A 15,700-nucleotide genomic window follows, 5' to 3' on the forward strand; every position below is an offset into this window, starting at 1 on the left:
AGAGCATTTACAATAAATTCAACCGCATAATCTTCCCAAGAGTGCGATTTAATTAATTGTCACTAAAAAGCCTGCTGAAAATTAGAAGAAAATGCCAAATCCCATTCCTTCTCTTTCGAAAAGCACATACATGTACACGATAAAACCAAGCAGATACAGCACACCCTCTGAGCGATCCAGCTTATACTTAGCGAATGTGAACATGAAGATGAAAAGCATCAGTGTACCGATCATACAGAAGTATAAATCCATGTTAAGTGAAGGAGGGTAACCAAGAGGTGAGTGAATAAGGCCCGTGGCACCGATCACCAGCAGCAGGTTGAAAATGTTGGAACCAACAATGTTCCCGACCGCCAGATCGGATTTCTTTTGAAAAGCTGCAACCGCTGAGGTCGCTAACTCTGGCAGAGACGTACCAGCTGCCAGTATGGTCAATCCGATGAGTTTTTCACTTACGTTGAAAGTTTTCGCAATTTCAACTGCATTGTCCACGATCATCTTTCCTCCGAAGATCAATCCTGCAATCCCCAAAGAGATCATCATGGTGGTTTTTACGCTCCCGAAAATGACGATATCCTCTACCAACTCACCCTCATCAGGATTTCTGGTCAGGTTCATGAAGATATACACCAGAAACAGAATAAACATGACCAGGAGGATGCTGGCGTCAAGTACGTTCAGTGTGTTTTTTTCAGCGCCAAAAAAGAGCACATCATTGACCAGAATGAAAAATATAAAAGTAGCCAGAAGGGAGTAGGGAATTTCCTTCCAAAGGGCATTTCGTTGTACCGTAAGAGGGTATATGATACTGGATATCCCTAATATCAAAAAGACATTGAAGATATTGGATCCAATGATATTGCCAAAGACTATGTCATTCGTGCCTTCATCCGTTGTTACTGTTCCGGATATGATATTGACTACCAACTCTGGGGCTGAGGTGCCCATGGCAACCACGGTTAGGCCGATGGCAATATCTGAAACATTGAATCTCTTAGCCAGGGACGAAGCTCCATTCACCAAAAAATCTGCTCCTTTGATGAGGAGAACAAATCCCACTGCTACTAATAGAATATTGATAAATACAGTCAAGGCGGTTTTTAGGTTAGTTTAAGACGAATATAAATATTTATAGAATCCGTTTCAAAATTCCTTGCAAGATAACTAGATCAAAAGATTAAAGCAACAACCTCTAAAAAGTTATAAACCAAGGTCTTTTACTACAATTTGGGTCTTTTTATCCAAAAGACCAATAGTTTCGTAATACTTATCAGGAGCTGAAATTTGCTCGTTTACTGAGAAGTAAAATTTGATTTTTGGTTCTGTACCTGATGGGCGAACGGATATTTTGCTACCGTCTGCCGTAATGAACTGCAAGACATTGGAAGCCGGGAACTTGATTTTTTCCTCTTTTCCGGTGGTCAGGTCTTTTGAGGTTCCTGCTTTGTAGTCGATCATAGTCATCACTTTCGATTGAGCGAGCATGGATGGTGGATTCTGGCGGAATTTGACCATCATCTCGTTGATTTCTTCAGCTCCGGTTTTTCCTTTTTTGGTGATGGATTTCAACGACTCCTGATAAAGTCCGAACTCGTTATGGATGTTCTTAAGGAGTTCGTACAATGAAGTGCCTTTAGATTTGGCCCATGCTGCCATTTCAGCAATCATGGCACAGGAGGCTATGGCATCCTTGTCTCTCACGGCATCTCCGATCAGGTAACCGTAACTTTCTTCTCCGCCACCAATGAATTCCTCTTTTCCTTCCAGTTCTCTGATCACCTCGGCGATGTATTTAAAGCCAGTAAGGGTGTTATAGAGCTTTACATTGTACTTTTCCGCGATTTTTTCTATGAGGTCTGTAGTCACAATGGTCTTCACTACATACTGTTTTCCATTGAGTTTACCATTTTCTTTCCACTTTCTCAGTAGGTAATAAAGTAATAATGACCCGGTCTGATTCCCGTTGAGCAGTTGAAATTCGTTCTTGTCATTTTTCACGGCTATTCCCACCCGGTCGGCATCAGGGTCTGTAGCCATGACCAGGTCAGCATCTATTTCCTCGGCCTTCTTGAGTGCCAGGCTCAAGGCTTCAGCTTCCTCAGGGTTAGGGTAGATTACTGTAGGAAAGTTGCCATCAGCCATGGCTTGTTCCTTCACCTCCGTTACATTTTCAAAACCCATCCTTTTCAAAATAGGGGGAACCATGGTGGTGCCTGTGCCATGGATCGCGCTAAACACAATCTTCAGGTTCTTCTCCTGGGCAATGGCTTCAGGTGAAAGTGAAAGAGACTGAATCATGTCCAGGTAGGGCTCATCCACTTCATTGCCGATCGACTGTATGAGTGAGGCGTTGGCATCAAAATTCACATCATCAATTGAGGAAATTTTACCTACTTCAGTGATCACATTCACATCATGCGGGGGGACCATCTGGGCACCGTCGTCCCAGTAGGCTTTGTATCCGTTGTATTCTTTGGGATTGTGAGAGGCAGTAAGCACCACCCCACTTTTACAGCCCAGATGTCTGATGGCAAAGGAGAGTTCCGGAGTTGGGCGGAGCGCTTCAAAGAGATAAACTTTGATCCCATTGGCCGAGAAAACGGCTGCCGTGGTTTCGGCAAAAAAGCGACTGTTGTTTCGGCTATCATGGGCAATAGCTACACTGATTTCTTCTCCGGCAAAAGTTTGATTGAGATAATTGGCAAGCCCCTGGGTGGCCATTCCCACCGTGTATTTGTTCATTCTGTTGGATCCGGTACCCATCAGGCCCCTAAGCCCTCCGGTGCCAAATTCCAGGTCTTTATAAAAACACTCAGTCAATTCAGTTTGGTCAGCATCTGCCAACATCTTCTCAATGATGGTTTTGGTGTCCTGATCTACTTTTTGGCTTACAAGCCACTTTTGAGCCTTTGCTGTTACTTCCATGCTTAGATTATCAATTTGATAATATTGGTATTTGAAAAGTTTTTAGAAATATAATAATTACAATAAAGTATTGTATTAATTAAAAATGTATTAAAATTTGCACTTTAATCAATCTCAATATTTTCTGTAAAATAATAGAGGGTATGAATATAAAAAATCTTAATCAAGCATTTGTTGAAATTGCTGAAAAGAAGAATCAACTTTTTCAATTTGCAAAGGAAGGGAGCACCTATCAGGAGCTTCAGGATGAGGTAAGGAGACTGGAGGAAGATTTTCAAATGACCTTTGGTGCTTACATTGAAGAGGCGCTCTTTAATGTGCATGATGAGTACTGTCCGGATAATGAGGTGTTGAAACCGATATCTTATCTGGCTTCTCACTATGAGTCAAAGAATGGGAATGAAGTGTATGATGTTGATCCCGAAGAAGGCATAGAGGTAGAGGCCGATGACTTCCCGGGCATCAAAGCCAAGCTAGTATTGGTGCCTGGCCCTACACGATTGGTGCTTCAGGGTCTGAATGCGGATTTCAAAGAGACTGTCTGGGTGGCCAGACAACCTTTAGAAGCCTAATTTTACTTTCACACGACTCAGGACGGATTGTGCGATTTCTGCGGCACGTTTCTCTCCTGATTGTAAACGTTCTTCCAGCTCGGGGAGGTTGTTGATGTAGTAATCAAAACGCTCCCTGGGCTCTTTAAATTTATCTACGATCAGTTCAAAAAGTGCCTGTTTGGCATGTCCATAACCATAGTTTCCCCCTTCATAGTTGGCACGCATCTCCTTAATCTGTGATTCATCAGCAATGGTTTTATAGATCGCAAAGACATTGCAGGTGTCAGGATTTTTAGGCTCTTCCATCGGAGTGCTGTCGGTGATGATGGACATCACACTTTTTCTGAGCTTCTTGTCAGGCAAGAAGATGTCAAGGATATTACCGTACGATTTACTCATTTTTTGACCGTCGGTGCCAGGGATGGTCATGAGGTTATCGTCTATTCTTGCCTCAGGAAGTACGAAAGTGTCACCATAGGAGTGATTGAATGATGAGGCCATGTCACGGGTCATCTCCAGGTGTTGCTTTTGGTCTTTGCCCACAGGTACGATGTTGGCGTCATACAGGAGTATATCAGCGGCCATCAGTACCGGGTAGGTGAAAAGCCCGGCATTGACATCAGCCAGTCGGTCCGATTTGTCCTTGAAGGAGTGGGCGTTGGCCAACATCGGGAAAGGTGTAAAGCAGTTGAGATACCAGGCCAGCTCGCATACTGCCGGCACTCTCGACTGTCTGTAAAAGAGGTTCTTTTCCGTATCAAACCCGCACGCGATCCAGGCTGCTGCCACGGCATTCACATTTTCACGCCGGGTTTCGGCATCCTTAATGGTGGTCAGGGAGTGGAGGTCAGCGATAAAGAAAAAGGACTCGTTTTTATCATCCTTGGATAACTCAATAGCTGGTATTATTGCACCCAATAGGTTTCCCAAATGTGGTTTCCCTGAACTCTGAATTCCTGTTAATATTCTGGCCATTTCGGATTTTTTGTGCAAACCTAAATAATTTGAATCTTTGTGTGGTTTTAAAACAAGGAAATAGCAAAACAGGTAATTAGATGATGAATAGAAAATTGAGGGTAGGAGGGATGTTGGTCTTGTGTGTGTATTTCACAATAACCGCTTTAGCAGGACAAAACATTCGTTTTTTGAAAGAAAAACACGATTTTGGTGAAATCCACGAAGAGGGCGGGGCTGTGAAGTATGCGTTTCTCTTTGTGAATACCGGTGCTGATCCTTTGGAGATTAAGAATGTGGAAGCATCGTGCGGCTGTACTACGCCTGACTGGACAGACTCTGCTCTGATGCCAGGAGATACCGGCTTTGTGGTGGCGGAGTATGACCCTTTGAACCGACCGGGTAAATTTGAGAAGTCGCTGAATGTAAGCTACTCAGCGGGGCGGTCGGGTTCAGCATCGGCTACTTTATATATAGAAGGGATGGTTTCGCCCAGAGCATCAACTATGGAAGATGAATTGCCGCTTTTGCTGGGGCAGATCAGGCTGAAATATAAAGCCCTGAATATAGGACGGGTGACTACTGAAAAAGTGGTAACAGAATCTTTCAAAGTATACAATGAAGGAGACAGTGCTGTGCGCTGGCTTGAGGACAAAAGCTCATTGCCCGGGCATGTGCAGGTGGTGTTTGATCCGGTGGTGCTCGAGCCAAAGACTCTGGGCGAGATCAGGCTCACTTTTGATCCTGTAAAAAAAGCTGATCTGGGTTTCGTGTCAGATAATATCCGATTGTATACTGATGAAGCTGAAGATGAGGTCAAAGAACTTCACGTGATAGCTACCATCTCAGAATACTTTCCGCCCAGGACCGAGGAAGAAATGAAAAAAGCTCCAAAGCTCTCCTTTGATAAGACGCAGCATGATTTTGGGAGTGTGAATAAAGGTGTGACGGCAATCACCGATTTTAAAATAACCAATAATGGGATGGAAGATCTTGAGATCAGGAGTGTGAAGCCCAATTGTGGATGTACTGTTGCCAGGTTGAAAAAACAGACCATCGCTCCCGGTGAGACGGTGAGCTTCGAGGTGAGGTTTGATACCTCTGGTCGTCAGGGCCGACAATATAAAACGGTCACCGTGTTTTCCAATGACCCGTCGGCGCCTTCTCAGATGATCAGTATCAAAGCTGATGTGAATTAAAAGTCTATTGGGAAGAGAGCCTTTCTCTTCCCAATAGACTTTGCTTGATTTCTATTCGCTAATGTTTTTAGGAGTGTTCTCATGAACTCTTCTTAGGATAACTACATTGTTGGATTTATCCACATCGGCCATTCTTCCGGAAGGGTCAATTTCTATTTTTTCAATGTCTGAATAGGGGATGTCCAGACTAAAAGAATAGGTTGGATGTGTCCAAGCCCAATCTTCACCTACCAATCTTTCGTTAGCAGTTTCTTTAGGCTTTTCGCCTCGCATGATTCCCAGAGGGATGTAGTACTCCAGTTCAGTTCCATCTTTTTTGGTGATGGTGAGATCAATTGGCATGGGCATTTTATCCAACCTTTCCAGATCTACTTTTACCCCATTCTTTACTTCGGACACAGAGGAGATGGCATAATCGATGGTTTCGGTGGTGCCTATCCAGTAATCATAATACCAATGCAGGGAAAGGCCACTTTGTTTTTCCATTACCCGAATAAAATCATTCATGTCAGGATGTTTGAAGGCCCATTCATGATGATATCGGAGCAGACCGGCATCTCTGTTGGCATCACCTATAATGTACCCCAATTGCTCAAGTGAAATGGCCCCCTTGGTGTAGGCTCCTATAGAATAAGCACTATTTCTGCTGTAGTGATCTGAGTGGGTGGACATGGGCTCCTCATAACCAAACTCAACCCATCTGAAATACTTCTTGTACGAATAGTCCAATGGTTGCTTGCTGCCTTTATTCAGGACAAAGTTTTCTGTGTATTCATCCGCAAACGTGGTAAATCCTTCATCCATCCATGGGAGGTAACTTTCGTTGGTAGCCAGCATGCCCTGATACCAGCTATGAGCAACTTCATGCATCATCACCCCTATGAGGGAGTTGAGTGAGCGAAGCTTTGAGTTCTTTCTATTGGCGATGAGCGTGGCCATGGGGTATTCCATGCCTCCATCTCCGCCCTGGATCACCGCATATTCGCTCCAGCCATATTTTCCAAATCGCTTTTGCATGTATTCGAAGGTCTTAATGGTATAGGCTGGAAGCTCTTCCCAATATTTGGTGTCCTCACCCGGGATGTAAAAGAAACGAAGCAGAGGCCCGTCGGGCACCTGAGCAGTCGTCTGAATGTAATCCTTGTCTGCCGCCCATACAAAATCATGCACATTTTCAGCTTTGAATCGCCAGGTGATTTTCTGACCTTTTCTATTCACTTTCACCCCGGTATCTTCATATCCGTAGCCTATTTCATTAGGGTTTTGGAGGATGCCTGTAGCAGCGATCACATAATCTTTGTCCATGGTGATATTGACCTCATAATCTCCCCAAGGGGCATAGAACTCACGGCCTACATAAGGATGGGTGTGCCAACCCATCTTGTCATACTCGGCCATTTTGGGAAACCACTGTGACATGGAATAATCCACGCCATCAAAACTATCTCTACCTGCTCTTCTGATTTGCAAGGGAACCTGTCCTTCAAACTTCATGTTGAAAACTTCAGAAGCACCTGGTAGGATGGGTTTACTCAAATTCACTTCGAGTACTGTTTCAGATACATGGTAAGCGAGTTCAGTACCAGATTGATCCAGAGAGATCACTTTGAGGTATCCTATTTCATCATCGCTCAGTTGAGCAATGCGGGAACCTACTCTGGGATCCGGGTCTGAGATGGTTCTACTCCTCACGTCCATCATGCTATTCGGCTGAAAGGCATTGAAGTACAGGTGGTAGTAAACGTTGAAAAGGGTATCTGGGGAGTTATTGTAATATTTTAAGGTTTGCTCCCCCGTGTACTGATGCGACTTTGAGTTGAAATCGATAGAAATTTCGTAATTGACTCGCTGCTGCCAATAGCCCTGAGCGCTTGAAATTTTGCAAAAAAGGAAAATAAAAGATAGGAATGTTGTGATCTTCACAAAATTATATTTCATGTGGAAAACTTTTCTACGAATAATGTAATCGTCTGGAGTTTTTTATATTATTTTAATAAGCAACTAAAAAAATAATGGATAAGGTTTTCGAATTGGTAATGCTAATTGTTCTGGCCCTGGGCTCAGCGATCCTCTTCTCTTTTGTGATGATATGGAAGTTTATACAAGCAATCTTCCAGGTAGTCGTTGAGAGTTTCAGATCGCAGAGGTTTTAGACATCTACTTTAGCATATTTTGCGTTTTTCTCGATGAAGTCTCTTCTAGGGGCTACCTCATCACCCATGAGCATTGAGAACAAGTGATCTGCCTCAGCTGCAGAATCAATCGTTACGAGCTTTAGGCTTCGTGATTCAGGATCCATTGTCGTTGTCCATAGTTGCTCAGGATTCATCTCTCCCAGACCTTTATATCTCTGTACGTTCACAGAGTCTTCTTTACCTTCAGGGGCCAGTTCTCTGATAATGGATAATCTATCATCTTCCGTCCAGGCATATCGCTCTTGCTTACCTTTTTTGATCAGATAAAGAGGTGGTAATGCAATGTAGAGGTATCCGTTTTCTATCAGCGAACGCATGTATCTGAAAAAGAAAGTAAGGATCAGGGTTCTGATATGGCTACCGTCGATATCAGCATCCGTCATGATGATGATTTTGTGGTATCGCAACTTCTCCATATTGAGCGCTCGCGCGTCATCCTCCATGCCAAACCTGACACCCAAAGCGGTGATGATGTTTTTGATTTCGTCGTTATCGTAGATTTTGTGCTCCTGCGCCTTTTCCACGTTAAGGATTTTACCTCTAAGTGGAAGAATGGCCTGAAACTTTCGGTTTCTCCCTTGCTTGGCAGATCCACCGGCAGAGTCACCCTCCACCAGGTAGATTTCACATACTGCAGGGTCTTTATCGGAGCAGTCAGCGAGTTTTCCAGGTAGGCCTGTGCCTGACAGTACGTTTTTACGTTGTACCATCTCACGTGCTTTTCTGGCAGCCTGCCGGGCCTGTGCAGCCAGTATAACCTTAGAGATGATTTGTTTTGCTTCTTTAGGATGTTCTTCTAAGTACTCCTGCAATGCTTCACTCAGGCTGGTGTCCACGGCACCCATGGCATCTGAGTTGCCGAGCTTGGTTTTAGTTTGTCCTTCAAACTGGGGTTCAGCCACTTTGATGGAAATAACGGCGGTAAGGCCTTCACGGAAATCATCCCCCGTGATTTCTACTTTGGCTTTTTCCAAAAGGCCTGACTTATCAGCGTAGGACTTAAGGGTTCTGGTAAGTGCCCGACGAAAGCCAGCCACGTGTGTACCACCTTCGATGGTATTAATATTATTGACATAGCTGACTACATTTTCTGTATAGGAAGTGTTGTAGTTCAGTGCTACTTCTACCGGGATTTCACCTTTTTCATTGTTGAGGTGGATAGGCTCAGGGATGAGTCGCTCTCTTGTGCTGTCCAGGTACAGAACGAATTCTTTTAGTCCTCCTGTAGAGAAGAACTCGTCGGTAAGATCTGCTCCGTTCTCGTCCTGCTCCCTATGGTCTATCAGGTTGAGCTTGATCCCTGAGTTTAGGAATGAGAGTTCTCGCAAACGGGAAGCCACCGTGTCGTATTTGTATTCACTGTGTGTAAAGATGCTACTGTCCGGCATGAAGGTGATAATGGTCCCATTGATATCCGTTTTGCCCACTTCTTTCACCGGGTACATTGGAATCCCTTTTTCGTACTCCTGCTGATAGATGATACCGTTTCTGTGAACGGTGGCTTTCAGGTGAGTGGAGAGTGCATTCACACAGGAAACCCCCACACCGTGCAAACCTCCTGAAACTTTATAAGTGTCTTTATCAAACTTACCTCCCGCGTGTAGCACGGTCATTACTACCTCCAGGGCAGATCTTTGTTCTTTTTCGTGTATATCTGTAGGAATACCTCGTCCGTTATCGGATACGGTAATGGAATTGTCCTTATTGATTTCTACATGGATGTCATCACAATATCCTGCCAGGGCTTCGTCAATAGAGTTATCAACTACCTCCCAAACCAAATGATGCAAGCCTCTGATGCCCACATCTCCAATGTACATAGCTGGCCTTTTCCTTACGGCTTCTAATCCCTCAAGTACCTGAATATTATTAGCTGAATAATCTCCTTTGGCCAATGACTTTCTTTGTTCCATATTTCAATTTTTCAAACCCCAAAAATATATAAAATATGCTTCTCCGACCCCTTGGATTTGGACTTTTGCTGTATTAGTTTTATCAACTAAATATTTAGTTATGAGATTGATTTTGTTTTGTCTCCTTACATGGCTGATATCATGTCCTTTGGCAGCACAGGAGGGTGGTAGAGATCCGGAACTCGATAGCGTAGAGCGGGTGCGGATGGAGCGCTGGCAACGGGCTGAGCAGGGAAGAAAAATCTTTGAGCGAATGTATGCCGAGGATCCGAGGGCCGCTGTGGATTCGGCCAATGTAGCCATCAGACGGGCTCATCAAACTGAGGGGCAAGAAAAGTTGTTGGCTTATCAGGCGAATACCCGGATTGATACATTGGTGGAGATTGATCTGAGCTACGCAGGTTTGGATAGAATTCCTGAATTTGTCTTTGAGGCAACCAACCTTAAGGTGCTCATCATTGACCATAATGATATAAGGAAGCTGCCGAAGGAGCTGGGAAGGCTCCAGCATCTTGAGCGGGTGTACTGGCGAGCCAATCATCTCGACCGATTTTTATGGGTGCGGATACAAAGGATTCCAAATCTCAAGAAGCTTGATCTGAGCAATAACCTTCTCGAGCGATTGCCGAGTGGGATTAGAAAGCTGGAGGGGATGAATGAGTTGGTACTTGATCAGAATTTTTTCAGAGAAGTGCCCATTAGTAGGTTGAGTAAAGTGAGTTTCCTGAACCAGGTGTCTTTTAATAAATCTCATGCCTTGATGTTGTCTGATGGCAAGTATGAGAAATTAAGCTTTTTAGAAGTTTTTAAAGCCAATAATTCCCGACTGACGGCTATAGATCCTACCTTTTATAACATGCAGGGGCTGAAGGAGCTGCAGCTGCAGGAAAATGAGCTCTCCAGCCTTCCACCCGGGATCTCCCGCATGCGCAAACTAGAGAAACTGTCATTGTATAAAAATAAGCTCCAATCACTACCAGAGGATTTCTATGAGTTGGACTTGAAGGTGATAGACCTATATTACAATGAGTTGGAGATGATTCCGGAAGAATTGGGAGCATTAAAGAATTTGGAGGTATTATTTCTGGCGAACAATAGAATTTATTCCCTTCCTGAAAGCATAGGCAAGCTGTCTAACCTTACCGAAATGTATGTGCATCACAATCGCTTGAGTGTGCTTCCTGAGTCCGTCAGCAATTTGAAAAAGCTTACCGTTGCCCGGGTGAATGACAATTACCTGGTGGATTTTCCCAGTCAGTTCCTGGAAATGAAAGACCTGAATGACCTGGATGTATCCAATAACCAAATCACCACCATTCCAGATGAAGTGGAAGCTTTACCCAGCCTCAGGTTATTTACTTTTCAGGAGAATCCTATAGCCATTGATGGACAGGCCAATCCTCACCTGGCACCTATGATCGTGCGGATGATGGAAGCCGGAGTGATCTGTGTGCCCAGAATATATGCTCAGGAAGTGGAATGATCAGAAGGTGCTGGCACTCAGCATCACCAGGGTGCAGGCGTTCAGCGTTTCTATGCCCTGATCGGCGGCTTTTGCTGCGAGTCGATCGTTTTCTGTGCCTGGGTTAAAAATGATTCTCTTTGGCTGTAGGCTTAGAATATACTCTTCCCATTCACGCTGATGCGTGGGGTTGAGGTATAGGGTGATTGTGTCCACTCCATCCACCGGAGGTTTTTCTCTTAGATCCAGGATTTCATTTCCAAATACTTCACCTCGTTTGATGCCCACAGGCACAACCGGATGTTGGTGATTGGTGAGTCTCTCAGCCGCCAAAAAGGCGTATCTGGTGGGATTGGGCGTGGCGCCTATGATCACTGTTTTCTTTTTGTCCATTTAAAAACTGGTGCTTCTGCGTTTTGGGCCGGCATAGCCGATGTTGAGTGTGATAATGATAGGTAAATAGAATTTATCCTGATTTAGTTCATCGAAGAGAAAACGAAATGGCGCTTCTGCATGATTGGAGAAAATTCTACTTCCCAGGGCTACCCCCAGGTTCAGGTCGAAGGTAAGTCCGGAATCAGATGCTCTTTGCATCCATCGGTCACCAATGAAGAACCCATAGGCGAATCTCATTTGCTCTGAGGTGAACCGCTTTTTGATGGGTGGGCCGGAGAGGCTGTCTAGTGTGCTTACATAGTGTTGTAAATAGCCTGCTGAGAGCTGGTGGCCAAAATAGAACATGCCCAGATCCGTATCTTCGTGATAAAATTTTTGTTTCAAATGGATATCCAGACCCAGTGTACTCACTTTGTTATATCGGTCAGAGAAGTCCTTGTAAAATGGTTTTTTGTGAGCGACGATTTGTGCTTCATATCCCAGCCTCTCCTGTATGTAGTATTCCATAGAGATGGGCAATTGACCAGCCAGCGTCCACAGCGGGTTGGTGCCTAATATAAAACCTGTGTATTCGTTGATGCGAGGGTTGAAGTACCTTATTTTCTTGTTTTTATATCGGTACTCCGGTTTGTCGCTGGCTTTTTTCACATCCTCGCTTTCTTTGACGTTTGAGGTTCGGAAAATAGGACTTTGTTCTTCGTACACGGGTCGGTAGATGCCAGCCACTGATCCATCCGGATTGTAAAGCGTCCATTCGCCCACTCTGCGGTCGTCCTTGATCGTGCCGGTCATCTTCAGAGAACCATCCGGGTAATAGCCGGTATAGGCCCCTTCGCCTTGTTCGAAGACTGCAGCGCCATCCTCCAGTCCCTCTTCGCTGAAGTAAACCCATCGGCCTTCCCGTCGGCCTTCCTGCATGGCTCCCCGAGCCTTTTGCTTACCGCTGGCATAGTACTCAATGTATTCTCCGGTTCCCTGGTCGTAACGGCCTTCTCCTTTGATTTCGCCTGTTTGATAGTAGAGTTTCCAAAAACCATCCTTTTGGTTACTGTTCATTTCACCCTCACTACTGAGGCTTCCATCGGGGAAATAATATTTCCAGGGGCCGGATTTTTCACCCTTCAAGAACTCACCTTCGGCAGCCAATTGACCGTTTTTGTGAAAATACTTCCAAAGACCATTTCTGAGTCCGTTCACAAACTCTCCACGCGCTTCCACTTCACCGGACTCGTAGTAGTAGGTCCATAGGCCCTCACTTTTATCAAACTCATTGCGGCCCTCAGTTTTTAGTTTTCCGCTGGGGTAAAACTCCTTGTAAATTCCCTTTCCTCCGTTAAAAAAGGCCTGAGCCTTCAGTGAGCCATCCTCATAGAAGTAATTCCAAATGCCCTCTTTGTCATTGTTGTAGTAGATGCCGGTGCTTTTTTCTTCCCCGTTTTCAAAGTAGTAGGTCCACTGGCCATGTTTGATGTTGTTCTGGTAGGAGCCAACGGCCTTCGGTTCACCATTTTCATAGTGATATTTCCACAAGCCTACTTGTTGGTTTTTCTGGTAATGACCTCTGGCCTTTTCCCGTCCATTTTCGAAGTAATAGATCCAGGTGCTGTCTGACTCACCATGACTATAGTGTCCAAAGATTGCGAGCGACCCGTTTTCATAAATGGAGTGGTAAAACCCATGTAGGGTGCTGTCCTTTTTCAGCAGGGTAATGACCTCTTTTAATTTGGTCTTTTGGTCATCGTAGTACGTCTTTTTCTCGAAGGTCTTCTGACCCAGAGCACAAAAGGGGCTGATAATTATGAACAGTATGATCCATGGGAGGTATCTCATTACATCAGGATAGACCTAAGTTACAGCTTTTCGCGGGTACCCCATTGTGCTAGCTCTTCCGCAGACCAAAGCTCAGGGTAGAAGATTACCTGTTGCCTTCTTGGAGGAAGATATTTCTGCCAGTTGGTGCCACCCGTAGCTTTGATCACTTCGGGGTCTTTCTGTAGATAACGCACCGCAGACTTATAGTGCATCAATGGCCACTGTACATTGGCCCTGTGGTCCAGGTTTTTCAGCGCTTCAGCTATTTCCTGATCCCCCTCAAAAAAGTCGTGGTACAGCTTTCTGAGGTTGGTTTTGCGAACTTCCCTGGCTCTGGACACAAAGGTGTCTGAGTATTTTTTCTCAAACTGCTTGAGTGTGAGGGTTTTTTTACCCGTAGCTAATTCGGTAGCTCCTTTTTTCCAGTAGAGGTGCTCGTAAATTTCATTCACATCACTCTCATCACCATAGGTATCTCTTGTGTCTGAGCAGGTCAGCAGGTGAAAATCTGTGGAGCCGATTTCTACGAGACGGTATTGCCCAGACTGAAACCCCGAAGAGGGGAGGAGTGACATTCTGAAATTTAAAAATTGCTCCGGATCCATCCCATCGATCATCACATCAAAAGAATAGATGAGGTGATCAAAATAGCGATTCATTCGCTTCACCCTTTTGAGGTAAGTATCCCGCTCTGGTGTTTCGGTAGACATGATCAACTGATCCTGCTCATTGAGGATGAGTTTGAAGTAGAGTTCGGTGATCTGGTGGTATAGAATAAAAATTTTCTCATCCGGAAAACTGGTTCTCGGAGTTTGCAGGCTAAGCAGGGTATCCAGTCGGATGTAATCCCAGTAGGTGAGGTAGTCTGAGTGCAGTAGCCCATCCAGATAAGCGGATAAATCCTGCCCCATTGCATCGTACTTAGCTTCTAGTTTTTCCAGTTGAGTTAAAATCTCTTCACTAAAGTTTCTGTTTCCCATTCTTTCGTTCTGCTTTGTTGTAAATTTGAGCCAATAAAACTGATAAAACAAAAACAACCCTATGTCAACTGACACATTAACCCCAAATGGTCAGGCTACAAAACGCAATTTTAAAGACGAATTTGAATCGCCTGATTTTTACCAAATTGACGACTTACTGACCGAAGAGCATAAGTTGATCAGATCTTCCATCAGAGATTTTGTGAAGAAGGAAATCACCCCTTACATTGAAGATTGGACCGAAAAGAATCATTTCCCAAGTGAAATGGTTCGGAAGTTCGGAGAGATCGGTGCCTTCGGCCCTACGGTCCCCGAAACCTACGGTGGTGGAGGTCTGGATTACATCTCCTATGGTTTGATCATGCAGGAGATTGAGCGTGGCGACTCTGGTATGCGCTCTACAGCCTCAGTACAGGGATCACTCGTGATGCACCCCATTTATGCTTACGGATCCGAAGAACAAAAAAAGAAATATTTGCCCAAGCTGGCTTCCGGAGAGATGCTAGGCTGCTTTGGCTTGACAGAGCCCAATCATGGCTCCAACCCAAGTGGCATGGAGACTAACTTTAAGGACATGGGCGATCACTATTTGCTCAATGGTGCTAAAATGTGGATTTCGAATGCTCCTCAGGCGGATATCGCAGTGGTTTGGGCTAAAAATGAAGAGGGCCGGATCAAAGGACTCATCGTGGAGCGTGGCATGGAGGGCTTTTCCACGCCGGAGACTCACGGTAAGTGGTCGCTGCGTGCATCCTGTACCGGCGAGCTGGTATTTAGTGATGTAAAGGTTCCCAAAGAAAACATGCTGCCTGGCAAAGATGGATTGGGTGCTCCTATGGGCTGTCTGGACAAAGCCAGGTACGGCATAGCCTGGGGTGCCATCGGTGCAGCTATGGACTGCTATGAGTCCGCCAGAAGGTACGCCGCAGAGCGGATTCAATTTGGTAAACCTATCGGGTCGTTCCAGTTGATTCAAAAGAAGCTCTCTGAGATGCTGACTGAGATTACCAAGGCTCAGCTGCTCAACTGGAAGCTGGGTAAAATGATGGATGAGGGCAAAGCTACTACTGCCCAGATTTCATTGGCGAAGCGAAACAATGTGGCCATAGCGCTGGAAATTGCCAGAGAAGCTCGCCAGATTCATGGTGGTATGGGCATTACCGGAGAGTATCCGATGATGCGACACATGATGAACCTGGAGTCTGTAGTGACTTATGAAGGTACACATGACATCCATTTGTTGATCCTGGGAGCCGAGATCACAGGCATCCCTGCTTTTGGATGAGCTTTTGCGAGTAGAAGACTTTTGA

At 44.9% G+C, this 15,700-nt stretch carries 12 protein-coding genes; 4 read left to right on the forward strand and 8 right to left on the reverse strand.

The window, feature by feature from the left end; translation table 11 throughout:
* Positions 1-81: 81 nt before the first annotated feature.
* Together ACHKAR_RS03810 and ACHKAR_RS03815 are read right to left on the reverse strand one after the other, a co-directional pair.
* Entirely contained in the window at positions 82-1,092 is a 1,011-nt protein-coding gene (locus ACHKAR_RS03810) for a calcium/sodium antiporter (RefSeq protein ID WP_159578651.1), read from the reverse strand.
* Positions 1,093-1,200: 108 nt separating this feature from the next.
* On the reverse strand, positions 1,201-2,925 hold the full coding sequence (locus ACHKAR_RS03815; protein WP_395416237.1) for a phospho-sugar mutase: 1,725 nt from the start codon (positions 2,923-2,925) through the stop codon (positions 1,201-1,203).
* Positions 2,926-3,068: 143 nt separating this feature from the next.
* On the opposite strand from ACHKAR_RS03815, the gene ACHKAR_RS03820 reads away from it, so the two are divergent.
* Positions 3,069-3,497: a hypothetical protein gene (locus ACHKAR_RS03820; protein WP_395416238.1), complete on the forward strand. Its 429-nt coding sequence runs from the start codon at positions 3,069-3,071 to the stop codon at positions 3,495-3,497.
* Here ACHKAR_RS03820 and trpS read toward each other — a convergent pair.
* Positions 3,486-4,454, reverse strand: a complete 969-nt coding sequence (gene trpS, locus ACHKAR_RS03825; RefSeq protein WP_395416239.1) for a tryptophan--tRNA ligase — start codon at positions 4,452-4,454, stop codon at positions 3,486-3,488. The two genes, ACHKAR_RS03820 and trpS, sit on opposite strands and share 12 nt — an antisense overlap.
* 80 nt (positions 4,455-4,534) lie before the next feature.
* Here trpS and ACHKAR_RS03830 point away from each other — a divergent pair, with 80 nt between their 5' ends.
* Positions 4,535-5,632, forward strand: a complete 1,098-nt coding sequence (locus tag ACHKAR_RS03830) for a DUF1573 domain-containing protein (protein WP_395416240.1) — start codon at positions 4,535-4,537, stop codon at positions 5,630-5,632.
* Between the two features lie 51 nt (positions 5,633-5,683).
* On the opposite strand, the gene ACHKAR_RS03835 is transcribed toward ACHKAR_RS03830, so the two are convergent.
* Both ACHKAR_RS03835 and gyrB read right to left on the reverse strand, forming a co-directional pair.
* A complete protein-coding gene (locus tag ACHKAR_RS03835; protein WP_395416242.1) occupies positions 5,684-7,570 on the reverse strand; it encodes a M1 family metallopeptidase in 1,887 nt (628 codons plus the stop codon).
* A 211-nt stretch (positions 7,571-7,781) separates the two neighbouring features.
* Positions 7,782-9,740 (reverse strand): DNA topoisomerase (ATP-hydrolyzing) subunit B, encoded by a 1,959-nt coding sequence (gene gyrB, locus ACHKAR_RS03840; protein WP_395416243.1) that lies wholly within the window; start codon positions 9,738-9,740, stop codon positions 7,782-7,784.
* Positions 9,741-9,840: 100 nt separating this feature from the next.
* Between gyrB and ACHKAR_RS03845 the strand changes: the two genes are divergently transcribed.
* Positions 9,841-11,223 carry a leucine-rich repeat domain-containing protein gene (locus ACHKAR_RS03845; RefSeq protein WP_395416244.1) on the forward strand — a complete coding sequence of 461 codons (1,383 nt, stop codon included), beginning with the start codon at positions 9,841-9,843 and terminating at the stop codon, positions 11,221-11,223.
* Here ACHKAR_RS03845 and ACHKAR_RS03850 read toward each other — a convergent pair whose 3' ends face one another.
* From ACHKAR_RS03850 to ACHKAR_RS03860, 3 genes are read right to left on the reverse strand one after another with little or no spacing between them, the layout of a single operon-like run.
* A complete protein-coding gene (locus tag ACHKAR_RS03850) occupies positions 11,224-11,595 on the reverse strand; it encodes a CoA-binding protein (protein WP_395416245.1) in 372 nt (123 codons plus the stop codon).
* The gene (locus ACHKAR_RS03855) at positions 11,596-13,428 is read right to left on the reverse strand and encodes a toxin-antitoxin system YwqK family antitoxin (RefSeq protein WP_159578669.1); all 1,833 of its coding nucleotides are present in this window, start codon (positions 13,426-13,428) and stop codon (positions 11,596-11,598) included.
* Between the two features lie 20 nt (positions 13,429-13,448).
* A complete protein-coding gene (locus ACHKAR_RS03860; protein ID WP_395416246.1) occupies positions 13,449-14,390 on the reverse strand; it encodes a tryptophan 2,3-dioxygenase family protein in 942 nt (313 codons plus the stop codon).
* A gap of 61 nt (positions 14,391-14,451) precedes the next feature.
* Here ACHKAR_RS03860 and ACHKAR_RS03865 point away from each other — a divergent pair, with 61 nt between their 5' ends.
* Positions 14,452-15,675, forward strand: a complete 1,224-nt coding sequence (locus ACHKAR_RS03865; RefSeq protein ID WP_395416247.1) for an acyl-CoA dehydrogenase family protein — start codon at positions 14,452-14,454, stop codon at positions 15,673-15,675.
* Positions 15,676-15,700 lie beyond the last annotated feature (25 nt).

It is taken from the genome of Marinoscillum luteum (assembly GCF_044005705.1).
Taxonomy (GTDB): domain Bacteria; phylum Bacteroidota; class Bacteroidia; order Cytophagales; family Cyclobacteriaceae; genus Marinoscillum; species Marinoscillum luteum.